The organism is Rhizobium sp. 01N48, from assembly GCF_056399145.1.
The window spans coordinates 537,252-559,791 of sequence record NZ_JBFTQT010000003.1 but is presented as its reverse complement, the minus strand read 5'-3'; the positions used below and the strand labels follow the sequence as shown (position 1 = coordinate 559,791).

At 63.2% G+C, this 22,540-nt stretch carries 21 protein-coding genes; 10 read left to right on the top strand and 11 right to left on the bottom strand.

Annotation, left to right across the window (positions count from 1 at the left end):
* Positions 1-154: 154 nt before the first annotated feature.
* On the top strand, positions 155-1,522 hold the full coding sequence (locus tag AC1DOG_RS09155; protein WP_477927440.1) for a PepSY-associated TM helix domain-containing protein: 1,368 nt from the start codon (positions 155-157) through the stop codon (positions 1,520-1,522).
* Between the two features lie 36 nt (positions 1,523-1,558).
* On the opposite strand, the gene AC1DOG_RS09150 is transcribed toward AC1DOG_RS09155, so the two are convergent.
* Positions 1,559-2,458 (bottom strand): LysR family transcriptional regulator, encoded by a 900-nt coding sequence (locus tag AC1DOG_RS09150; RefSeq protein ID WP_477927439.1) that lies wholly within the window; start codon positions 2,456-2,458, stop codon positions 1,559-1,561.
* Between the two features lie 112 nt (positions 2,459-2,570).
* Here AC1DOG_RS09150 and AC1DOG_RS09145 point away from each other — a divergent pair, with 112 nt between their 5' ends.
* Positions 2,571-3,425: an NmrA family NAD(P)-binding protein gene (locus AC1DOG_RS09145; RefSeq protein ID WP_477927438.1), complete on the top strand. Its 855-nt coding sequence runs from the start codon at positions 2,571-2,573 to the stop codon at positions 3,423-3,425.
* 61 nt (positions 3,426-3,486) lie between these two features.
* On the opposite strand, the gene AC1DOG_RS09140 is transcribed toward AC1DOG_RS09145, so the two are convergent.
* Positions 3,487-4,236, bottom strand: coding sequence for an SDR family oxidoreductase (locus AC1DOG_RS09140; protein ID WP_477927437.1), 750 nt, complete (start codon positions 4,234-4,236; stop codon positions 3,487-3,489).
* Between the two features lie 129 nt (positions 4,237-4,365).
* Positions 4,366-5,130, bottom strand: a complete 765-nt coding sequence (locus AC1DOG_RS09135; RefSeq protein ID WP_477927436.1) for an SDR family oxidoreductase — start codon at positions 5,128-5,130, stop codon at positions 4,366-4,368.
* Positions 5,131-5,254: 124 nt separating this feature from the next.
* On the opposite strand from AC1DOG_RS09135, the gene AC1DOG_RS09130 reads away from it, so the two are divergent.
* Positions 5,255-6,160 carry a LysR family transcriptional regulator gene (locus AC1DOG_RS09130; RefSeq protein ID WP_477927435.1) on the top strand — a complete coding sequence of 302 codons (906 nt, stop codon included), beginning with the start codon at positions 5,255-5,257 and terminating at the stop codon, positions 6,158-6,160.
* A 14-nt stretch (positions 6,161-6,174) separates the two neighbouring features.
* On the opposite strand, the gene AC1DOG_RS09125 is transcribed toward AC1DOG_RS09130, so the two are convergent.
* Positions 6,175-7,047, bottom strand: coding sequence for a LysR family transcriptional regulator (locus AC1DOG_RS09125; RefSeq protein WP_477927434.1), 873 nt, complete (start codon positions 7,045-7,047; stop codon positions 6,175-6,177).
* 95 nt (positions 7,048-7,142) lie between these two features.
* Here AC1DOG_RS09125 and AC1DOG_RS09120 point away from each other — a divergent pair, with 95 nt between their 5' ends.
* A complete protein-coding gene (locus tag AC1DOG_RS09120; RefSeq protein WP_477927433.1) occupies positions 7,143-8,441 on the top strand; it encodes an MFS transporter in 1,299 nt (432 codons plus the stop codon).
* A gap of 63 nt (positions 8,442-8,504) precedes the next feature.
* On the opposite strand, the gene ubiB is transcribed toward AC1DOG_RS09120, so the two are convergent.
* Together ubiB and ubiE are read right to left on the bottom strand one after the other, a co-directional pair.
* Complete coding sequence (gene ubiB, locus AC1DOG_RS09115) at positions 8,505-10,079, bottom strand: 2-polyprenylphenol 6-hydroxylase (protein WP_113010967.1); 1,575 nt, start codon at positions 10,077-10,079, stop codon at positions 8,505-8,507.
* A 200-nt stretch (positions 10,080-10,279) separates the two neighbouring features.
* The gene (ubiE, locus tag AC1DOG_RS09110; RefSeq protein WP_047507000.1) at positions 10,280-11,056 is read right to left on the bottom strand and encodes a bifunctional demethylmenaquinone methyltransferase/2-methoxy-6-polyprenyl-1,4-benzoquinol methylase UbiE; all 777 of its coding nucleotides are present in this window, start codon (positions 11,054-11,056) and stop codon (positions 10,280-10,282) included.
* A 149-nt stretch (positions 11,057-11,205) separates the two neighbouring features.
* Here ubiE and mutM point away from each other — a divergent pair, with 149 nt between their 5' ends.
* The 5 genes from mutM to AC1DOG_RS09085 all read left to right on the top strand — a co-directional run bounded on the left by mutM (position 11,206) and on the right by AC1DOG_RS09085 (position 17,005).
* Positions 11,206-12,111 (top strand): bifunctional DNA-formamidopyrimidine glycosylase/DNA-(apurinic or apyrimidinic site) lyase, encoded by a 906-nt coding sequence (gene mutM, locus AC1DOG_RS09105; RefSeq protein WP_477927432.1) that lies wholly within the window; start codon positions 11,206-11,208, stop codon positions 12,109-12,111.
* A 30-nt stretch (positions 12,112-12,141) separates the two neighbouring features.
* Positions 12,142-12,915: an enoyl-CoA hydratase gene (locus AC1DOG_RS09100; RefSeq protein WP_477927431.1), complete on the top strand. Its 774-nt coding sequence runs from the start codon at positions 12,142-12,144 to the stop codon at positions 12,913-12,915.
* Between the two features lie 191 nt (positions 12,916-13,106).
* On the top strand, positions 13,107-13,385 hold the full coding sequence (rpsT, locus tag AC1DOG_RS09095; RefSeq protein ID WP_018898162.1) for a 30S ribosomal protein S20: 279 nt from the start codon (positions 13,107-13,109) through the stop codon (positions 13,383-13,385).
* An 853-nt stretch (positions 13,386-14,238) separates the two neighbouring features.
* Positions 14,239-15,789 carry a chromosomal replication initiator protein DnaA gene (gene dnaA, locus AC1DOG_RS09090; protein WP_477927430.1) on the top strand — a complete coding sequence of 517 codons (1,551 nt, stop codon included), beginning with the start codon at positions 14,239-14,241 and terminating at the stop codon, positions 15,787-15,789.
* Between the two features lie 133 nt (positions 15,790-15,922).
* Positions 15,923-17,005 (top strand): saccharopine dehydrogenase family protein, encoded by a 1,083-nt coding sequence (locus AC1DOG_RS09085; protein ID WP_477927429.1) that lies wholly within the window; start codon positions 15,923-15,925, stop codon positions 17,003-17,005.
* Between the two features lie 54 nt (positions 17,006-17,059).
* Here AC1DOG_RS09085 and fhuF read toward each other — a convergent pair whose 3' ends face one another.
* Both fhuF and gcvA read right to left on the bottom strand, forming a co-directional pair.
* On the bottom strand, positions 17,060-17,824 hold the full coding sequence (fhuF, locus tag AC1DOG_RS09080; protein ID WP_477927428.1) for a siderophore-iron reductase FhuF: 765 nt from the start codon (positions 17,822-17,824) through the stop codon (positions 17,060-17,062).
* Positions 17,825-17,950: 126 nt separating this feature from the next.
* Complete coding sequence (gcvA, locus tag AC1DOG_RS09075; RefSeq protein WP_477927427.1) at positions 17,951-18,835, bottom strand: transcriptional regulator GcvA; 885 nt, start codon at positions 18,833-18,835, stop codon at positions 17,951-17,953.
* 213 nt (positions 18,836-19,048) lie between these two features.
* Here gcvA and AC1DOG_RS09070 point away from each other — a divergent pair, with 213 nt between their 5' ends.
* Positions 19,049-19,966 carry a DMT family transporter gene (locus AC1DOG_RS09070; RefSeq protein WP_477927426.1) on the top strand — a complete coding sequence of 306 codons (918 nt, stop codon included), beginning with the start codon at positions 19,049-19,051 and terminating at the stop codon, positions 19,964-19,966.
* Between the two features lie 212 nt (positions 19,967-20,178).
* Here the strand turns inward: AC1DOG_RS09070 and hemW are convergent, their stop codons facing one another.
* The 3 genes from hemW to AC1DOG_RS09055 are packed head-to-tail and all read right to left on the bottom strand — an operon-like array spanning position 20,179 to position 22,449.
* Positions 20,179-21,381, bottom strand: a complete 1,203-nt coding sequence (gene hemW, locus AC1DOG_RS09065; RefSeq protein ID WP_477927425.1) for a radical SAM family heme chaperone HemW — start codon at positions 21,379-21,381, stop codon at positions 20,179-20,181.
* Between the two features lie 8 nt (positions 21,382-21,389).
* The gene (rdgB, locus tag AC1DOG_RS09060) at positions 21,390-22,034 is read right to left on the bottom strand and encodes an RdgB/HAM1 family non-canonical purine NTP pyrophosphatase (protein WP_477927424.1); all 645 of its coding nucleotides are present in this window, start codon (positions 22,032-22,034) and stop codon (positions 21,390-21,392) included.
* Positions 22,035-22,044: 10 nt separating this feature from the next.
* Positions 22,045-22,449, bottom strand: coding sequence for a VOC family protein (locus AC1DOG_RS09055; RefSeq protein WP_477927423.1), 405 nt, complete (start codon positions 22,447-22,449; stop codon positions 22,045-22,047).
* Positions 22,450-22,540 lie beyond the last annotated feature (91 nt).

Genomic DNA, 22,540 nt, shown 5'->3' with positions numbered 1-22,540 from the left:
GGAGAATGGTTCGAGAACCGAAGGACACCTTTGTCCTGCGGAAAAAAAGACTTTGCCGATCGGCGCCAACGCCGGTCAAAACACAACCAGAACCCAAGGAAACGCCGCCAACGCTGGTGTTTTATCCCTTGTATTCTTTCATTGGAGACATATCATGTCCGACTTCACCATCGGTCGGGAAAGCGCGAGCGCTGCCGTGCGTTCCCCGTCCGATCTCTACCGCGCCGTCTGGCGCTGGCATTTCTACGCGGGTCTTCTCGTCCTGCCCTTCATGCTTTCGCTTGCCGTCACCGGTGCGCTCTATCTCTTCAAGGACGAGATCGACAATGTCGTCCATGCTGATCTGAAGCGCGTGGCAATCAGCGAGCAGGCAACGCGACCGCCATCCGCGATGGTGGACGCCGCCCTTGCCGCCCATCCGGGCACCGCAGTCAAGTTCACCGATCCCGTCGACCCCGGCGCATCGGCGGAGATCACGATCAACACCGCGGCCGAGGGCAATATCGCCGTCTATGTCGATCCCTACAGCGGCAAGGTGCTCGGCGCGCTGCCCGATCGCGGCACGATCATGTGGACGGTGCGCTATCTCCACAGCCTCAAATATTTCGGCTCCGTCACCCGCTCGCTGATCGAGATTACGGCCGGCTGGGCGATCCTGCTTGTCGGCACCGGCATCTATCTCTGGTGGCCGCGCAAGCAGACCGGCGGCGTGCTCAGCATTCGCGGCACGCCACGCAAGCGCGTCTTCTGGCGCGACACCCATGCGGTCCTCGGCCTTTTCGTCGGCGGCTTCATCGTCTTCCTCGCCGTCACGGGCATGCCGTGGTCCGGCGTCTGGGGCGCCAAGGTCAACGAGTGGGCGAACGGAAACAATTTTGGCTATCCGGCCGGCGTGCGCGTCGCCGTCCCCATGTCGGATGAACATGTCGACCATATCGCCAAGACCACATGGTCGCTCGAGCAGGCGCAGGTGCCGCAATCCCCGGGCCATCAGCATGGCGCGATGCCGATCAACCTCGATGAAGCCGTCGCCACTTTCGACCGCCTCGGCCTGCATCGCGGCTATGCCGTCAATATCCCCGTGGATGCAATGGGCGTCTACACCGGCTCCGTCTATCCTGACAATCTCGCCGAGCAGCGCGTCGTCCATCTCGATCAATTCACGGGAAAACCGCTGATCGACATGAGCTACGCCGATTACGGCCCGCTCGGCAAGGCGCTGGAGTGGAGCATCAACGTCCATATGGGGCAGGAGTTCGGACTGGCGAACCAGCTCGTCCTGCTCGCCGCCTGCATCGGCATCGCGCTGCTCGCCATATCCGCCGGCGTCATGTGGTGGAAGCGCCGCCCGGCAGGTTCGCTGGGCGTCCCGCCCATGCCGGCGGATAAGCGGGTGTTTCGCGGTCTGATCGCCATCCTCGCCATCGGTGGCATCATCTTCCCGCTGGTCGGCCTGTCGCTCGTCGTGATGCTGGCGCTCGACTGGATCTACGTGAGAACCCGCCGCCGCCGATCGATCTGAAAGCCGTGAGGAGGCATCTTCGATGCCTCCTCACACTTACTCCTGAACGATCCCGACACAGAAATCGATGAACGCCCTGACCTTCGCCGGCACATGCTGGCGCGAGGGATAGAAGGCGTAGAGAGGAAATGTCTCGTCGGGCCAGTCAGGAAACAGGTCGATCAGCTGGCCGCTTTCCAGATAGTCCTGCATCCCAAGCGAAAACACCTGCGCGATGCCGATCCCGGCAAGGCAGGTGGCGAGCGTCGTGCCTGCGTCGTTGACGAGAATGCGCCCGCGCGTCTCGATCGGCACGACCTCGGCGCCACGCCGCAATTCCCATTCGAAGGGACGCCCGGTGAGTGAATCCCGGAACTGGATGCAGGTGTGGTCGGCAAGATCGCCGGGCGCCGTTGGCCGCCCATGCTTGGCGAGATAGGCGGGTGCTGCGATGGTGATCACCCGCGTACGCATCAGTAGCCGCGAGATCAGCGTGGTCTGCGAGGGATCGCCGAAGCGCACCGCCACGTCCATGCCGTCTGCCACCAGATCGCCGATCTCGTTGCGGGTTATGATCTCGATCTGCAGCTCGGGATAGAGATCGAGAAACGCGCCGAGCCTGGGCCCCAGAACCAGCCGCGAGAAATACGGATCGACATTTACCCTGAGCCGCCCGCGCACCGATTGCGCCACGCCCGAGGCCGCCATCGCAGCTTCCTCGATACCGCTCAGCAGCGGCGCCACCTGCTCGTAGAAGCGGGCGCCGTCGTCGGTCAGGCGCATGGTGCGGGTGGTGCGGTCCAGTAGCCGCAGACCGATGCGGCCTTCCAGCCGGGCAATGGCGCGGCTGACGCCTGACGGAGATAGGCCCATCGCATCTGCTGCCCGCGCGAAGCTGCCGCTTTCGATCACGGCGGCCAGCACGCTCACCCCGTTCAGCAATCGTCCGTCGAACATCGATCCATCCGTGATTTTTAGTCACCAATACCATGACATATGCACACTTCAATCAAAGATCGGAAAGGATCATTTTGCGGGCGGACGGAAAACTGAACCAAAGGAGTTTCCAATGTTCGCCATTACAGGAGTAACCGGACAGGTCGGCGGCATCGTCGCCACGCAGCTGCTGCAGGCCGGTTTGCCGGTCCGCGCCATCCTTCGCAACGCCGAGAAAGGCAAGGCTTGGCGCGACAAGGGCGCCGAACAGGCGCTTGCCGAAATGACTGATGCCGATGCGCTGACCGCCGCCTTCACCGGTGCGGAGGGCGTCTTCCTGCTGATCCCGCCGACCTTCGACCCGACACCCGGCTTCCCGGAAGTCCGCGCCGTCATTGACGCATTAAAGACGGCGCTGTTGCGGGCGCGACCGGAAAGGGTCGTCTGCCTCTCCACCATCGGCGCGCAGGCCGAAGAGCCGAACCTTCTCAGCCAGCTGGGCCTCGTCGAGCGGGAACTCTCGACCCTGCCGCTACCGATCGCCTTCCTCCGCGCCGCCTGGTTCATGGAGAACGCCGCATGGGATGTGGCGGCCGCGCGCAAAGCTGGCGTCATCGCAAGCTTTCTCCAGCCGCTCGACCAGGCCTATCCGATGGTCTCGGTCGCCGATGTCGGCGAAAGGGCCGCGTCACTGTTGCGGGAGAACTGGACCGGCAAGCGCATCGTCGAGCTGCAGGGGCCGGAGAAGGTGACGCCCCCCGACATCGCCGCCGCCTTCTCCAAGGTTCTCGGCAAGCCGGTCGGCGCGGAAATCGTCGCGCGCGACAGCTGGGAGGAGCTGTTCAAGGGGCAGGGGATGCTTAACCCCACACCACGCATCCGCATGATCGATGGCTTCAACGAGGGTTGGATCTGCTTCGAAGGTCAGCCCGAAATCGGAACGACCACGCTGGAGACAGCCATTCGCCGGCTGGTCGAAGCCGCCTGACACGAACGAAAGGCCGCGGACGAAACACCCGCGGCCTTCCATGCGAGCTTGATACTCGATGTCATAGATTGCTCATCCCGCCATCGATGACGAGTTCGCTGCCGACGATATAGGCGGCCTCGTCGGAGGCGAGGAAGATCACGGTCTTGGCGACTTCGGCGGCGTCGCCGAAGCGGCCGACCGGGATCTGCGACTGGATATGATCGGCCATCGCCTTCGAATCCGCTTCCGATGCGCCGAGCTTGCTGTAGAGCGGCGTGGCGATCGGGCCGGGGCTGACGGCGTTGACGCGGATTCCGCGACCGATCAACTCGCCAGACAGCGTCTTGGCGAGCGTCAGCAGCGCGCCCTTGGTCAGCGAATAGACGCTGGAGTTCGGCATGCCGATATGCGCGTTGATCGAGGTGTTGAGCACGATCGCGGCCTGCTTGGAGAAGATCGGCAGCAGCGCCTGGATCAGGAAGAACGGACCCTTGACGTTGATCGCGATCGACTTGTCGAAGGCGGCCTCGCTCCACTGCTCCACCGGGCCGAACTCGGCCACGCCGGCATTGACGAAGAGGATGTCGAGATGGCCGAAGGCGTTCTTGATGGCTTCGGCAACGACCTGCTGCCCGGCGACATTGCCGGCATCGGCCTGGATGACGATCGCCTTGTCGCCGAGTTCGGCGCGGGCGGCTGCGACGCTGTTGGCGCTGCTGCCGGTGACGGCGACGCGGGCGCCTTCGGCGATGAACTGGCGGGCGGTTTCAAGGCCGATGCCGCTGGTGCCGCCGGTGATGAGGGCAGTCTTGTTCTGAAGGCGTGACATGGATTGATATCCTTGTGGGATGGGCTGCTTGCCCATGATGTGTTGTTGGGGGGCGGTCGGCAGAATGCCTTGCTGTCCGGTTACGATCACCCCCTCCGAAAGGCGAAGGTGATCGGGCGAGTATGCGTATCAGGTGCGGGTGATCGAGGCGCCGCCATCGACCAGCGAGGCCGTGCCGGTCACGAAGCTCGAGTCGTCCGAGGCGAGGTAGAGCACCGAGCGGGCCAGTTCGTCAGGCGTTGCCACGCGCTTCAGCGCGTGCAGGTTGGTGACGAAGCCCTGCTTGTCCGGCGTGTCGTTCATCTCGCGATACATGTCGGTATCGACGGCACCTGGAAGCACCGAGTTAACGCGCACGTTCTTCGGGCCGTATTCGGCGGCCAGCGCCTGCGTCAGGCCGATCAGGCCGGCCTTGCTGGCGGCATAGGCTGCCACACCGGGGAAGGCGAAGCTGTAGCCGACGAAGGTCGAGGTGAAGATCACCGAGCCGCCGCCGTTCTTCTCCATCTGGCCGATCTGGTGCTTGGCTGCGAGGAAGGAGGCCGTCAGGTTGATCGTCACCGCCTCGGTGAACCCGGCTTCCGAAACGCCCGTGCTCGGGCCGGCTTCGCCGAGGATACCGGCATTGTTGAAGGCGATGTCGAGCTTGCCGTAGCGTTCGACGGCGGCGGCGACCAGCGCCTTGTGATAATCTTCCGAGCGCACGTCACCGGCAACGGCGACAGCGTCTCCGCCGGCGGCCTTGATCTCCTCGACCAGGCTGTCCAGCTCGGCCTGGCGGCGGGCACCGACCACGACCTTGGCGCCTTCGGCGGCAAAGAGCTTGGCCGTTGCGCGGCCGATGCCGGCGCTGGCACCGGTGACGATGGCGACTTTTCCATTCAAGCGGTTCATTCTTCCATCTCCTTTTTGGGTTGGGGTGGCGTTTGCCGCCCCGTTCGATGAGTGGAAGATGGCATTTTCCTTTTGTTCGGATTAGTCTCCAAATAGCGGAACTCGAATTCGGAAATGCCGAACGATGATCAGGATTGAGGGAATAACGGCATTCGTGTCGGTGGTGGAATCCGGCTCGGTCAGCGAGGCGGCGCGGCGCCTTCGCCTGTCGAAATCGGTGGTCAGCGAAAGGCTGGCCGAACTGGAGCGCTCGCTGGGCGGCATGCTGCTCCACCGCACCACCCGCAAGCTGACGCTCACCGAGGACGGCACCGCCTTTCTCGAGCGCGCTGCCCGCATTGTCCGCGAGATCGAGGATGCCACGGCCGAGATGGCCGAGCGGCGCGGCACGCTCTCCGGGCCGCTCAGGATCGCCGCCCCCGTCACCTTCGGCCGCATGCATCTCGGCCCGGCGCTCTATCCGTTTCTGGCCAAGCACCCGGAGATCCAGCTGGTGCTCGATATCGACGACCGCCGCGTCGACGTTTCATCGGAGGGCTATGACGCCATCGTCCGCAACGGGCCGATCGTCGATTCCCGCCTCGTCGTCTGGAAGCTCAGCCGCAGCCGTCGTCTGCTGGTCGCGTCTCCCGATTATCTTGAACGATACGGCACGCCGAAGACGCTCAATGATCTCGATGGCCACAAGGGCATTTTCTACACCAACCGCGGCGTCTCTGACTGGCGCTTCCAGACGCCCGATGGCGCCATCGTCGTGCGCGCCAGCCAGGTGCTCGGCATGAACAATGGCGACATGATCCGCGATGCGGCGGTGGCCGGCCTCGGCATCGCACTGCTCCCCGCCTTCATCGCCGGCCCGGCGGTGAGCGAGGGGCTGCTGAGCGAGATCGACGTCGGCTACAAGCCGGAAGCCGAGTTCATCTACATGGCTCATCCCGAAGGTCGCAATCCCTCGGCCAAGCTGCGCGCCGTCGCCGATCATCTGCGCAAGACCTTCGGCGATCCGCCCTATTGGGACCCCGCTGGTTGATCAGGCAAGGCGGATCAGATCAGGCTCATTAGATTGCCGACGACACGCGACCGCCGCGCCTTCAACATCGCCAGCCCAAGCCGCGCCACCAAAGGCGGTCCCTCGATCGGCCGGTAGGCGACGCCGTCGAGTTTCAGATGCGCGAGCGAGCCCGGTACGATCGACACGCCGAGATCGGCGGCGACCAGATTGATGACGGACGGGATCTGCGGCGCCTCCTGCGTCACGACAAGCTCGAAACCGGCATCCCGGCAGCCGCGCACGATATCGTCGTAGAGGCTGAGCCCAACGGTGCGGGGGAAGAGAATGAACGGCTCGCCAGAGAGTGCGGAGAGCGGCACGGTCTTCAGCTTCGCCAGCGGATGGTGCGCCGGGAGCGCGATCAACATCGGTTCGTCCGCCAGCCGCTTCAGGTGCACATCTCTCGGGTCTTCCAGCCCGGGCCGGATGAAGGCGGCGTCGATCTCCTGCCGCATCAGCTTTTCCATCAGCCAGTTGCTGTTCATCTCGGTGAGCGACAGGCTAACATCCGGCCATTGCCCGCGAAACCGGCGGATCGTGCCGCTGACGGCGGTGTTGAAGGCCGAAGACGCGGTGAAACCAAGCGCCAGCCGCCCGGTCTCACCGCGCGTCGCCCGCTGGGCGGCCAGCTTCGCTTTTTCGGCGGAAGCAATCGCAGCGCGTGCCTCCGGCAGAAACGCCGATCCCGCCTCGGTCAGTTCCGCGCCATGCGGCACGCGGTGAAACAGCGCCGCCCCGATCTCGTTTTCGAGATCGCGGATCTGCTGGCTGAGCGGCGGCTGGCCGATACCGAGCTTGGCGGCGGCGCGGGTGAAATTCCGCTCCTCGGCCACCGCAAGGAAATAGCGGATATGGCGCAGCTCCATCAGTATCTCCAAAACCTATCAAGAAAGCCAGTTTCATATATTGGAAAAATGATGGTCGGTTGGCTAGATCAAAGGGCGTGAAAGGTTGGTCCTCAATGCCGCGCGCCGCAGACAAGCAGTCCGTCCCCTCGGAAATTCCCTCCCGTCCTCATCTCACCGTCATCGAGAATGCCGCCTCCCAACAGCAGGGAAGCGAAGCGCAGGAAAAGCAGTTCCTGCTGCGCGGCACCCCGGCCTACAAGCGCGCAAGCATCGCGCTGTTCCTCTCGGGCTTCGCCACCTTCTCGCTGCTCTATTGCGTCCAGCCGCTGATGCCGATCTTCGCCAGCGACTTCGGCATCAGCCCGGCCGCAAGCTCGCTCTCTCTGTCGCTGTCGACGGGCCTGCTCGCCTTCGCCATCTTCTGCGCCGCCGCCGTCTCCGAAAGCTTCCGCCGCCGCAGCCTGATGTTCGCCTCGCTGCTCGGTGCTGCCCTCTGCACGATCGCCTGCGCGCTGGTCCCGAGCTGGCATGCGCTGCTGGTCATTCGCGCGCTTGAAGGCCTGCTGCTTGGCGGCGTCCCCGCCGTCGCCATGGCCTATCTCTCGGAGGAGATCGATCCCCGCGGCCTTGGCGCCTCCATGGGCCTCTACATCGCCGGCAACGCCTTCGGCGGCATGGCCGGCCGTGTGGTTACCGGCACGCTGGCCGAGTTCTTCTCCTGGCGCATCGCGCTCGGCACGCTGGGCGCCATCGGCCTTGCGGCGGCCATCGGTTTCTTCCTGCTCCTGCCCGCCTCGCGCAATTTCACGCCGCGCAAGGGCTTCAACGCCCGCTTCCACCTCGGTGCCTGGGCCGGCCATATCAGGAGCCCAGCGCTGCCCTTCCTGTTCGCCATCGGCTTCCTCGCCATGGGCACCTTCGTCACGGTCTATAATTATATCGGCTTCCGCCTCGTCGAAGCGCCCTACAATCTGAACCAGACCGAGCTCGGCCTGATCTTCACGGTCTATATCTTCGGCATCGCCGCCTCCTGGATCGCCGGCCTGCTTGGAGACCGCTTCGGCCACTTCGTCGTGCTGCCTTCTGGCATCGCCCTGTCGGCGATCGGCGTGGCGCTGACGCTCTCGGCCTCGCTGCCGCTGATCATCCTGGGCATCGTGCTCCTGACCTCCGGCTTCTTCGTCGCCCACTCTGTCGCAAGCGCGCTGGTCGGACGATTGGCCAAAGGCACCAAGGGCCACGCCTCGTCGCTTTATCTCTTGTCCTACTACATCGGCTCCAGCGTCGCCGGCTCCGTCGGCGGCTATTTCTGGGGTGCCGATGGCTGGAATGCGGTTGTCATGTTCACGCTGACACTGCTGGCGATCGGCATGGTCGCGGCACTCGCCGCCGCAAGGCTGTCGCGTCGATAGCAAACATAGAAAAAGCCCGCGGCAAGGCGGGCTTTCTAGCTAGATGCGGGCGCACGGGAGCGCTCAGCTAACCACCCAGGCGATATAAACAAGCGTCAGCGCGATCAGCCAGAGTGCCCAGCGACCGGAGCGGCTGTGGCGGGCTTCCGACTTGCCGATCGCCTCGGCCGTCTCGGCGTCGAAGCGCAGGCCATTCTCGCTCATCCTCAGCAGTTCGTGGTGGAACTTCTCGGTCTTGGCGGCGATCTCGGGTGCCGCTTCGGCAAGCTTCACAGCAGCCTTCAGCCCGTCCTTGATATCGGTCGCGATCCGCTTCGGTCCGAGATTGTTGCGGATCCATTCGCCGACGACGGGTTCGGATGCCTTCCACATGTTGAAGCGCGGGTTGAGGATGCGCGCCACGCCCTCGACCACGACCATGGTCTTCTGCAGCATCACCAGCTCGGGCCGCGCCGCCATGTCGAACAGCTCGGTCACCTCGAACAGCAGCGTCAGCAGCTTGCCCATCGAGATCGTCTCGGCCGGCTGCCCGTGGATCGGTTCGCCGATCGCCCGGATCGCCTGCGCGAAGCTCTCGACATTGTGGTGGCCGGGCACGTAGCCCGCCTCGAAATGCACCTCGGCGACGCGGATATAATCGCGGGTGATGAAGCCATAGAGGATTTCGGCGAGGAAGCGGCGCTCCTTCTTTCCGAGACGCCCGACGATGCCCATGTCGACGGCGACGATCATGCCCTTGGGATCAACGAAGAGATTGCCCGGATGCATGTCGGCATGGAAGAAGCCGTCGCGCAGCGTATGGCGCAGGAAGGACTGGATCAGCGTGTCGGCCAGCGCATTGAGATCGTGGCCGGCGGCCTTCAGGCCCTCGACATCGGACATCTTGACGCCGTCGATCCACTCCATGGTGATGACGTCGCGTCCGGTGCGTTCCCAGTCGACGGTCGGAACGCGGAAGCCCGGATCGTTCTGGGTGTTCTCGGCGATCTCCGAAAGCGCTGCCGCCTCGAGCCGGAGATCCATCTCGACCTTGGTCGTCTGCTCCAGCGTCTTCGTCACCTCAACCGGCTTCAGGCGCCGGCTGGAGGGCATGAAGCGCTCCTGCAGATGGGCGACGAGATACATCGCCTCGAGATCGTGGGTGAAGCGCTGGCGCACGCCGGGGCGCACCACCTTGACGGCAACCTTCTTGCGTCCCTGCGGCGTCATCACCTCGGCCGGATGCACCTGCGCGATCGAGGCTGCGGCGATCGGCTCGCCGAAGCTGACGTAAAGCTCATCTACCGGCCGGCCGAGCGAGCCCTCGATATTGGCCTTGGCGGCTGCATCGGGGAAGAAGGCCATCCGGTCCTGCAGCTGCGACAGGTCGTCGGCGAACTCGACGCCGACGACGTCGGGACGCGTCGCCAGGAACTGGCCGATCTTCACATAGGAAGGCCCCAGCCGCTCGACGGCCTTGGAGAGCCGATCGCTGCGCTTCTGGGTCTTGGCGCGCTTGCGCGCAAACATGCCGACGAAGGACTTGGCAGCCGCGACCGATGGCGGAAGCTCGTCGGAAGGCAGCGCCGAGACGACGCCCTCGCGCACGAGAATCCAACCAACCCGCCAGAGCTGGAAATATGCCGAAACAGTGCTCATACGCTCAAGCCTATAGCCGGCGTTGAAGCAATCTCTGCCCTCATTCCTGTGCTTGTCACAGGAATCCAGCCACGGCGCGTCTGCGCCGTGAGGGAAACATGTCGCGTAAAAGTGTCTCTCGCACTCCCGGACGGGAGTGCGCTGGATTCCTGTGACGAGCACAGGAATGAGGGAGGAACGATTTGCGTGCTCATTCCGGCTTAAAGCTTCCAGCCGGAGTGAAGGGCCGCGATCCCGCCGGTATAATTAGTGTAGCTGACGCGCGAGAAGCCGGCATTGCGGATCATCGCCGCGAAGTTCTCCTGGTTGGGGAACTTGCGGATGGATTCGACCAGATACTGGTAGGGCTCGGCATCGCCGGTGATCGCCTTGCCGAACTTCGGAATGGCGTTGAACGACCAGCTTTCATAGACGCGGTCGAGCAAAGGCATGTCGACTTCGGAGAACTCGAGCACTAGGAGCCGGCCGCCGCGCTTCAACACCCGGTAGGCTTCGCTGAGCGCCACGTCGATGCGCGGCACGTTGCGGATGCCGAAGGCGATCGTATAGGCGTCGAAGCTGTTGGCCTCGAAGGGCAGTTCCTCGGCATTCGCCTCGACGAAGGTCAGGTTGTCGGAGAGCTTCTTCTTGGCCGCGCGCTCGGCGCCGACTGCAAGCATCGATCCGTTGATGTCGAGCACGGTCGAGTGCGCCATCCGGTTCGAGGCTTCGATGATGCGGAATGCGATATCGCCCGTGCCGCCGGCCACGTCGAGTGTCTTGTAGCCGGGCTCCTTGCGCGGGTTCAGCGCCGCGATCATCGCATCCTTCCAGACGCGGTGCATGCCGACCGACATGACGTCGTTCATGATGTCGTAGCGCTTGGCGACCTTATGGAAGACTTCGTTGACGAGGCCCTGCTTTTCGCCGCCTGAAACTTCGCGGAAGCCGTATGATGTTTCCATGCCGCCGTCGGCGGAGGTGCGGCTGTCTGACATCGAATACTCCAATCTCTTAAATCAACGCGGCGACCATAGCGAAATCAGGCAGGCAACGCTATCTGTGGGCAACGGTCCGGTCCGCGACACCATGGCGCTATAGCGCACATCGCGGGCGGTTGAAACATGTTCGATATAGATGGGTTAAGATGCCGGAATTGCCAGAAGTCGAAACCGTCAAACGCGGCCTCGCGCCCACCATGGAGGGCGCGCGCATCGTCAAATTGGAGCTCAGGCGAGGGGATCTTCGCTTCCCGTTTCCTGAGGCCTTCGGCGAAAAGGCATCCGGCCGCACCATCGTCTCTCTCGGCCGCCGCGCCAAATATCTGCTGATCGATCTCGATAGCGGTGCCACCATCATCGCCCATCTCGGCATGTCCGGCTCCTTCCGCATCGAGGCCGGCCCGATCGCCGAAACCCCCATCTCCGAAACGCCGGGCGATTTCCATCTTCCGCGCTCCAAGGATGAAAAGCACGATCACGTGATCTTCCATCTGGAGGGGCCGTCGGGCGTTAGCCGCGTCATCTATAATGACCCGCGCCGCTTCGGCTTCATGGATATGGCCGATCGCACCGCGCTCGACATCAATCCCTTTCTCTATGGGCTCGGCCCGGAGCCGACAGGCAATGCGCTGAGCGCCGCCTATCTGGCCGAGCGCTTCAAGGGCAAGGCGCAGCCGCTGAAGAGCGCGCTGCTCGACCAGAAGAACATTGCCGGCCTCGGCAATATATATGTGTGCGAGGCGCTGTGGCGCTCGCACCTGAAGCCGACGCGCGCTTCGTCCACGCTGGTGACGCCGACCGGCAAGCCTACAAAGCAGCTCGACCTGCTGGTCTCCTCGATCCGCGACGTCATCGCCGACGCCATCAAGGCGGGCGGCTCGTCGCTGCGTGATCATATCCAGACGGATGGCTCGCTCGGCTATTTCCAGCACTCCTTCTCCGTCTATGATCGCGAAAGGCAGCCTTGCCGGACGCCCGATTGCGGCGGTACCATCGCCCGCATCGTTCAGGCCGGGCGCTCCACCTTCTATTGCCCCACCTGTCAAAAATAGCCTGGGCATTGGCCCGACCGGGAGGAACGCATGTCTTATGAAACGCTGATCGTCGAAACCCGTGGCGCCGTGGGCCTGATCACGTTGAACCGCCCGCAGGCGCTCAACGCCTTGAACTCGACGGTGCTGAAGGAACTGTTGCAGGCTTACGCCGCATTCGAGGTCGACGACGCCATCGGCGCCATCGTCCTGACCGGCTCCGAGCGTGCCTTCGCCGCCGGTGCCGATATCAAGGAAATGCAGCCGCTCGACTTCGCCGATGTCTATCGTCGTAATTTCCTCGGCGGCTGGGACGATGTCGCCAAGGTGCGCAAACCCGTCATCGCCGCCGTCAGCGGCTTCGCGCTCGGCGGAGGCTGCGAGCTCGCCATGATCTGCGACTTCATCATCGCGTCGGAGACCGCCAAGTTCGGCCAGCCGGAAATCACGCTCGGCGTCATCCCCGGCATGGGCGGCTCCCAGCGCCTGACGCGCGCCGTCGGCAAGGCCAAGGCGATGGACATGGTGCTCACAGGCCGCATGATGGATGCGGCGGAAGCGGAACGGGCAGGGTTGGTATCGCGTGTGGTGCCCGCCGATCGTCTGCTCGATGAAGCGCTGGAGGCCGCGGCCAAGATCGCCTCGCTCTCGCGCCCCTCGGTGCTGATGGCCAAGGAGGCCGTCAACCGCGCTCTGGAGACGACGCTGGAGGAAGGCCTGCGCTTCGAGCGCCGCCTGTTCCACAGTCTCTTCGCGACGGAAGATCAGAAGGAAGGGATGACAGCCTTCATCGAAAAGCGTAAACCCGCCTTCAAGAACCGCTGAGCCCTGAAGAGAAAAGGCGACGGTTCCTTGAAAATGCGCGTTGACGCCGGTCGGCTTTAGGGTTATATGCCCGCCCAAGGTTCGGGAAGCCAGTCCGGTTTCCCGATAATACTCCCGCATTGCTGTGTAGGAAGTGGCTGCAAGGCCCGCGGCGGTAGCGGAATTTGTTCGAATTCTTGAGAGAGGCATCCATGGCCAATACAACTTCGGCGAAAAAAGCGACCCGCAAGATCGCCAGCCGTACCGACGTCAACAAGGCTCGTCGCTCGCGCGTTCGCACGTTCGTTCGTCAGGTCGAAGAAGCACTCGCAGCTGGCGATGCTGCCAAGGCCAAGGAAGCTTTCCAGGCCGCGCAGCCGGAACTGGCCCGCGCAGCAAGCAAGGGCGTCCTGCACGCCAACACGGCATCCCGCAAGGTCTCGCGCCTCGCAGCTCGTGTGAAGGCTCTGTCGGTCGGCGCGACCGCTTAAGCTTCCGTTAATAAAGACAGCTATATGATTAGCCCGGCAACTTTGTCGGGCTTTTTCGATTCCGCGAATTGCCCGAACTGTGGTTAATTTGGCGACGATTTCGTGTCTGGCAAATGACACAAAAAAATGAGTGATTACAAGGGCTTGTGCCAGGTTGTTCCTGAGCGAAGAGACTCAGACCTTCCCTTGCGGCGTCTAAAACGAGTCAAGAAGCTTTTTTCTTTTTTTCTTTTTATGCGTGTCAAAATAGCCGGTTTCCTGAATCTCCTTGATTCAAAAGCGATTCTTTTTTTGCTCCAGTGCAGCGCCCTAAATCTGCCGCAGGAGTCAACCGGCTACGCTTAATTTTGGCGAAATATGCCCGTTGATCTCGACCCCCGATCCTGCCTAAATGCCTCCCAACAAGGGGCTCGGACATCACCTGTTTTAAGGCTTGGTCTGAAACTGCCACGTCGGCAGGACGATGCTTTAGTGTCTTTTGTTGCGGAAGTTTCGACCTCCGGATTTTCACGCACTGATGCAGATTGGACTGCGGCTGTGGCTGCCGCGGAACGGGATCATCTGTGCGCGATTTTTGAGGGCTGCACGCAGCGCGTGCGATCCTAATGAAGAGAAAAAGCATACGCAGGCAGGCTGGTGTTCGTTGGACGAGGAGCGGACACCTAGGAGACAAGAAGCAATAAGACCGCATGAAGCGGTTGGCTTCGCCTCCAACAGTCGCCTCTCGTTAAGAGGCACGCGTTTGAGTGAACCGGCCGACGGCAGAGCATGAGGGTGATGCTGTCAGGTCATAAGCGGGGAAATGATCGGGCGACCAGGATTAGGTCGGCCGATGGAACTATAAGGCGGCAAGATGCACATGAATTCGATGGCGGCGAGTGCTTTGGACAACTCGGACAAGGTATCTCAGACGTTAGGCTCTATTTGCCCAGACGCGGCGGGGGAAAAGGGAGACATGAAGAATGATGGCATACTTTTTGAACGAGCAAGTGCACGCCTGAAGGCGCAGGTCGGTCCGGATGTCTATGCAAGCTGGTTTGCACGACTGAAGCTCCATTCCGTCTCCAAGAGTGTCGTACGGCTGACGGTCCCAACAACTTTTCTGAAGTCCTGGATCAACAATCGCTATCTCGACCTGATCACCGGCATCTTCCAGGCGGAAGACGCTGAAATCCTGAAGGTCGAAATCCTGGTTCGCACGGCAGCGCGCGCAATCAGCAAGCCGGAAGAAACGGCGACCCAGGAGCCGGTATCGTCCGTCGCGCCGATCCGTCGCCCGGTCGCTCAGCAGGCCGGCCAGATCGTCCAGCAGGCTGTTTCGGCAGCGTCTGCGGCGCGTCCGGCGACCTCTGGCCAGCCGCTCTTCGGCTCGCCGCTCGATAACCGCTTCACCTTCGACACCTTCGTCGAAGGCAGCTCCAATCGCGTCGCTCTCGCGGCCGCAAAGACCATTGCCGAAGCCGGTCAGGGCGCAGTGCGCTTCAACCCGCTCTTCGTTCATTCCACGGTCGGTCTCGGCAAGACCCATCTGCTGCAGGCGATCGCCAATGCAGCCGTACAGAACCCGCGCCAGCTGCGCGTCGTCTACCTGACGGCGGAATACTTCATGTGGCGTTTCGCAACCGCGATCCGCGACAATGATGCGCTGACGCTGAAGGACTCGCTTCGCAACATCGACCTTCTGATCATCGACGACATGCAGTTCCTGCAGGGCAAGATGATCCAGCACGAGTTCTGCCATCTGCTGAACATGCTGCTCGACAGCGCCAAGCAGGTCGTCGTCGCAGCCGACCGTGCACCCTGGGAGCTGGAATCGCTCGACCCGCGCGTTCGTTCGCGTCTGCAGGGTGGCGTGGCGATCGAGCTTGACGGCCCGGATTACGAGATGCGTCTCGAAATCCTCCAGCGTCGCCTTGAGGTCGCCCGTGGCGAAGATCCGTCGCTGGAAATGTCGACCGAGCTGCTCAACCACGTTGCCCGCAGCATCACCGCCAGCGGCCGCGAACTGGAAGGCGCCTTCAACCAGCTGCTCTTCCGTCGCTCCTTCGAGCCGAACCTGACGGTCGAGCGCGTGGACGAGCTTCTCGCCCACCTGGTCGGCTCCGGCGAGCCGCGCCGCGTGCGTATCGAGGACATCCAGCGCATCGTCGCCCGTCACTACAACGTGTCGCGCCAGGAGCTGGTCTCGAACCGTCGCACGCGCGTCATCGTCAAGCCGCGCCAGATCGCCATGTATCTGGCCAAGACCCTGACGCCGCGCTCCTTCCCGGAGATCGGTCGTCGCTTCGGCGGACGTGACCACACGACCGTGCTGCACGCCGTGCGCAAGATCGAGGAGCTGATCTCAGGTGACAGCAAGCTGTCGCACGAGATCGAGCTGCTGAAGCGCCTGATCAACGAGTAGTCGCGATCATAGCATCGAAATTAAGCGGCCGGGAGCGATCCCGGCCGTTTTCTTTTATGCGCTGTTTATTTTATACAGCCCTTTCAAGCATACGCGCGGCTGGAGGAAAACGCCGCGCCTTGGGAGGATATACATGAGCTTTACGAAAATCGCCGTACTCGGTCTGGGCAAGGTCGGGCGGCTGGCCGCCACGCTTTTGCATGAAGGCGGCTTCGAGGTTACGGGTGTGGACGCGCAGCTGCCTGTTGGCGAGGTGCCGTTCAAATGCCATAGCGTCGATATCTCCGACCCCGCCGTCATCGGTGAATTGCTGTCGGGTGTCGATGCGGTGCTGTCGTGCCTGCCCTATCACCTGAACATCGAGCTGGCGCGCGCCGCTCATGCCGCCGGCATCCATTATTTCGATCTGACGGAAGATGTGCCCACCACCAACTTCATCATCGAGCTGTCGAAGACCGCGCGTGGCCTGATGGCGCCGCAGTGCGGGCTGGCCCCAGGCTTCGTCGGCATCGTCGGCTCAAGCCTTGCCGATGGCTTCGACCGCTGCCGCTCGATCCGCATGCGCGTCGGCGCCCTGCCGCAAAATCCGACGGGCCTCTTGGGCTATGCCTTCAACTGGTCGCCGGAGGGTGTGGTCAACGAGTATCTGAACGATTGCGAAGTGATCGAAGGCGGCGTGCGCAAGCTGGTGTCGCCGATGGAGTGGCTGGAGACCATCTACGTCGAGGGCGTGAAGCTTGAGGCGTTCACGACCTCGGGCGGTCTGGGCACCATGTGCGACACGCTGCTCGGCAAGGTCGAGAACCTCGACTACAAGACCATGCGCTATCCCGGCCACATGGATCTGATGAACTTCTTCTTCCACGAGCTTCTGATGCGCGACAAGCGCAAACTAGCCGGCGAGATCCTGACGGAAGCCAAGCCGCCCGTCGATGACGATGTCGTCTATGTGCATGTGGCCGCCGAAGGCACCGAGCGCGGCAGCCTGCGCCGCAAGGAGTTCGTGCGCGCCTATTACCCGATCGAGATCGCTGGTGCCCGCCGCACGGCGATCGCCTGGACAACCTCGGCATCGGTGGTCGCCGTCATCGAGATGGTTCGTGACGGCCTGCTGCCCGCAACCGGCTTCCTGCACCAGGAGCACATCCCGCTCGACATGTTCCTGAAGACCCCGACCGGCAGCCTCTTCAAGACGGGTGCGTCCCGCAGAGCCTGATCGCTGCTCGCATCTCAACACATCGCCGCTCTCAGAGCGGCGGTGTGGACACCGCTATTGCGGATTGCGCTGGCTGGGCAGTGCGCAGCGATTGCCGCAGCTGGCGACCCCGGGAAGCATGTAGCGCAGGCAGCAGAGCTTGCGCCGCTGGATCATCTGCCCGTCTTCCTCGACCTGTCTAACGCTGCCGCAGAGCGGGTTCGGCCCGCCATCCGGCAGGCACCCACGCACGAAGAGCGGCAGGTCGGGAGCGGAGCGCCCGCCGCCCTCGCTATCGGTCAGCCGCAGTGTATAGTCGATGTAGACGGCGGCGTTGTTCCACAGGAGCTTGGCCGAGAGCCCGCAGCGCTTCAAGCGCTCGACGGCCATGTTGAGATGGCCGGACATCAGCGGCCCGACCACGGAAAATTCGTCTCCGCTCGTCTCTTCGCCGATCATGCCGCGATGGGAAACGCCGAAGGCGCGTGGTAGCCCGTCCTCGGTGAGCGCGATCGTCATCTCATCAAACGCCACCGGCAGCACCTGGCCAGCCAGGCGGCGGGCGAGCAGGTAGGGAATGCTGATCCCGGCGAAGTAATAGAGCGACCACATGGAGACGACGGCGCGGCGATCGGTACCTTTGGTGACCTCGGCGTACCGGTCGATCGCCCGCTCGAAACCGCCATCCTCGAAGAATGTTGCGAGGGCGACGCCACCGGCCAGCTCATACGCCAGCATCATCTTCTCGCGGCACCAGGCGTGATCGCCGGAAAAAGCGTGGGACAAGCCGATCGGCTGCGGGAGCCCGGGCGCCGTCCGCGCGATCTGTTGAACTGCCATGACTGAGGTTCGGCCTTGCCTGTATGCGTCTTAATCCTGACTATGATAATCAGCAAATACGCGGCAGGAAAGTGTTTTATGAGTGCCGGTGTCCACTTTTTCGGCCGGTTGCGAAGTAAGCCCGGATTACCGCTGCGCTTCGGAAAGCAGCCAGCGGCGGAAGGCGGCCGCTGCCGGCCGCTCCAGCGCCTGGCCGGGATAGACGAGATGGAAGGCGAGCCGGCTGGCGACGCCCACGGGGAAGGGGGCGACGAGCTGGCCTTCTTGCAGTTCAGTCGTTACGAAGGAGCGCCGCATCAGCGCGAAACCGAGCCCCGCCTTCATCGCCTCGTAGGCGCCGTTGCCGTGCATGAAGACGGGGCCACGGGCGGCATCGACATTGCTCGCGCCCGCCGCTTCCAGCCATAGCTGCCAGTCGTGACGGTAGACGTCGTGGATGAGCTGGAACGGCGCCAGCGCATCGGGCGATGGATCCGGGCCGAGCTCATCGGCAAGCTTCGGCGTGCAGACCGGCACCAGTTCGTCATCCACCAGCCGCTCGCTGACGAGCCCGTCATAGCCCCCGAGCCCGTGACGGATGGCGAGGTCTATGCCGTCGCGCTGAAAATCCATCACCCTGTGCGAGGCGCTGATGCGCACGTCGATCTCCGGGTTCAGCGCTTCGAAGCGCGAGAGCCGCGGCACCAGCCAGTAGGTCGCAAAACCCGCGGTGCATGTGACGTTCAGCACCGTGCCGCGGTTTCGCGCCGTGATCGCCGCCGTCGCCTCGCGCACCAGCCGAAAGGCCGCCCGCAACGTCGTGAAATAGTCGGCACCCTCTGATGTCAGCGCCAGCGCGCGCGTCTTGCGCTCGAACAGCCGCACGCCGAGCGACGTCTCGAGATCGCGGATCTGCAGGCTGACGGCGCCCGGCGTCACATTGAGTTCTCGCGCGGCAAGCGTCATGCTCAAATGCCGGGCGGCGGCCTCGAAGGCGCGGAGCGCCGAAAGCGATGGAAGAAAATCACTCATGCTTTAGCTCAGCTCAATCATGAAACGAAAAAGACTCGTTTGTCGCATGGCTCTGACCGCCATAGTATATGCATCAAGGCGATCATTCCAAGTCAGAGCTTGATCGCAACGGATAAGAATAACTCGACAGACGATAACAAGCCGCGCAGGAATCGGGTGGCGCAGGTCGACGCCGAGCGCTAAGCCGGTCATGCCGCAAAAGGGAGAGAAGCGATGCAGCAGAGACAGATGGGCCTTGCCGAATGGGGAATGTTGCTGGTGCTGTCGCTGCTCTGGGGCGGCTCCTTCCTCTTCAACGGCATCCTGGTGAAAACCCTGCCGCCGTTCACCATCGTCACTGGCCGCGTGCTGATTGCCGCCGTCGCGCTGAACCTGATCGTACGCGCAACCGGCCACGCCATGCCGCGCGACGGAAAATCGTGGGCGGCCTTCTTCGTGATGGGCCTGATCAACAACATGATCCCCTTCTGCCTCATCGTCTGGGGGCAGACCCATATCGCCAGCGGCCTCGCCTCGATCCTCAACGCCACCACGCCGCTCTTCGGCGTCGTCGTCGCGCATCTGTTGACGGCGGATGAGAAGATGACCGGAAACCGCCTGCTCGGCGTCATCGTCGGCTTTGCCGGCGTCGCCTACATGATCGGCTTCGATGCGCTGCGCGATCTGGGAACCAACGTGCTGGCGCAACTCGCCGTTCTCGGCGCCGCACTCTCCTACTCTTTCGCTGGTATCTATGGCCGCCGCTTCCGCCAGATGGGCATGGCGCCGCTTCTCCCCGCCGCCGGCCAGGTCACCGCCTCCAGCGTGCTGATGCTCCCCATCGCCCTCGCCGTCGATCACCCCTGGACGCTCGCCGCCCCCTCTATGGAGACCTGGATGGCGCTTTTCGGCCTGGCGCTGCTCTCGACAGCGGTCGCCTACGTCCTCTTCTTCCGCATCCTCGCCACCGCCGGCGCCACCAACCTCATGCTCGTCACCTTCCTCATCCCCGTCAGCGCCATCCTCTTGGGCGCCGCCATCTTGGGCGAGCAGTTGCAGGCCAAGCATCTGATTGGCATGGCGATGATCGCGATCGGTTTGGCTGCGATCGATGGGCGGTTGTTTGCGCGGGTGCGGAGGAGGGTGGTGTGAGCGCGGGAGTTATTTACAAAACAATAGGATAGGGCAGAGCCCGGAGCCCCCTCATCCGACCCTTCGGGCCACCTTCTCCCCGCAGGGGAGAAGGGGAGGTTGGCGCGAGTGGCTGGCCACGAGTCTCTTCTCCCCAACGGGGAGAAGGTGCCGGCAGGCGGATGAGGGGGCCACTTGCGTAAACCTCTCCAGAGGCCCCACCACCCCCGAAATCAACAAGCCAGATCAGCCACCACCGAATCCAGAATCAGCATCCCCGACGGCGTGCAGCGGATGCGCGAGTTGCCGATCCGTTCGATAAACCCGTGTTCCAGTAAAAATTCTTCGCGCTTCGGATCCGGATCGCGGCCGGAGAGCTGCTGCCAGCGGGCGAGATCGACGCCTTCGGTGAGACGCAGCCCCATCAGGAGCAGTTCGTCGGCCTGCTCGTCATAGCCGAGCTGTTCCTGGTCGAGCACACCGTGGCCGTCGCGCTCCACGAGCTCGAGCCAGGCTTCCGGCTTGCGCTCGGTGGCGGTGGCGAGCTTGATGGGGCCGCGTGTCAGCCGGCCATGCGCGCCGGGGCCGATGCCGGCATAGTCGCCGTAGCGCCAGTAGGTGAGATTGTGGCGGCTCTCGGCGCCCGGGCGGGCGTGGTTGGAGACTTCGTAGGCGGGCATGCCCTCGGCGGCGGTGATTTCCTGTGTTGCCTCGTAGAGCAGCGCCGACTGGTCGTCGTCTGGCACCACGAGCTTGCCCATCTTGTGCAGTCCGAAGAACGGCGTGCCTTCTTCGATCGTCAGCTGGTAGAGCGACAGGTGGTCGACGGCGTAGGAGATCGCTTGCTTGAGCTCGCGCTCCCATTCCTCCACCGTCTGCTTCGGACGGGCGTAGATCAGGTCGAAGGACATGCGCGGGAAGATCTCGCGCGCCAGCTTGATTGCCTTCAGCGCATCCTCGACATCGTGCAGACGTCCGAGGAACTTGAGGTCGCGATCGTTCAGCGCCTGCACGCCAAGCGACACGCGGTTGACGCCGGCGGCGCGGTAGCCGCGAAAACGCTCGGCCTCGACGCTGGAGGGGTTGGCCTCCATGGTGATCTCGATACCATCGGGCATGTGCCATTCCCTCGCGATGCCGTCGAGAATGGCCGAGACCGTCGATGGGTTCATCAGCGAGGGCGTGCCGCCGCCCAAGAACACGCTGGTCACCGTCTTCGGGCCGCTCAGCTGCCGCATCGCCGCCATCTCTTTCAGGAAGGCGGCAGTGAAGCGCTCCTGGTCCACAGGCTGGTGGCGCACATGGCTGTTGAAGTCGCAATAGGGGCACTTGGCGGCACAGAACGGCCAATGCACGTAGACGCCGAAGCCGGGCTCGCCGGTATCGGGCAAAAGAGATGCATAGCGCGTCAGGTTAGGCTGTTCCAAAGTGTCCACGATCGCTCTTAGGCGTTAAGGCAGGTTTCGACGAAGATCTTGAAGGCGCGGGCGCGGTGCGAAAGAGCCTCAGCGTCGCCCGGCTTCCAGCCGTGCTTCTCTTCCGCGCTCATCTCGCCAAATGTGGTGTCGTAGCCCTCGGGTTGAAAGACCGGGTCGTAGCCGAAGCCTTCCGTGCCGCGCGGCGGCCAGGCGACGAAGCCTTCGACTTCACCGCGGAACATCTCCGTATGCCCATCCGGCCATGCCAGGCAGAGCACGCTGACGAAGCGCGCGGTGCGCTGCTGCGGTGTGGTGGCACCCTTTTCCTCGAGAGCCGTTTCGACCTTCTGCATCGCCATGGCGAAATCGCGCGTGCCGTCGGCCGTCTCCGCCCAGTTGGCGGTGTAGACGCCAGGCGCGCCACCGAGCGCGTCGATCACGAGGCCGCTGTCGTCGGAGAGCGACGGCAGGCCGGAAGCCTTGGCGGAAGCCAGCGCCTTGATCGCCGCGTTTTCCTCGAAGGTCGTGCCGGTCTCATCCGGCTCCTCGAATTTCAGTTCGGCTGCCGATTTCGCCGAGAAGCCGAAAGGACCGATCAGGTCGGCGATCTCGCGTATCTTGCCGGCATTGTGGCTGGCAACGACGATGGTGCGGGTATCGAGCTTGCGCATGAGCGGTCCTTCAAAGATTCCAAAGTTTGGGTTCGGCGCATTCCAGGCTGTTGCCGTCAGGATCGCGGAAATAGATCGATCGCGCCCCGTTCGGCCGGCAGAAATCGCTTTCGATGGAAACGCCCGCTTTGTTGAGCTTTTCCGCGATCAAGTCAATCGCTTCCGCACTCATCCGGAAACACGCATGCCCCGCGCCTGTCGTGCCATGCGGCGGAACCGGCAGCGCGTCGGAAGAGGGCGGCTTGATCGTTTCGTGGCGGTTGAAGATCAGGAGAATGCCCGGGCCGCAGCGGAAGAAGACGTGCCGGTTGTCATGGCGCAGAACCTTCTCGAGGCCGAGAACATCCCGATAGAAGCCTTCGGCGGCATCGAGGTCGTCGACATAAAGCGCGGTTTCAAGAATGCCGTCGATCATGCTGTCATTCTCCGGGCGCCAAAGACCCTCTCTGGCCTGCCGGCCATCTCCCCCACAAGGGGGGAGAACCGCTGGGCGCGCCCGCCTGCGT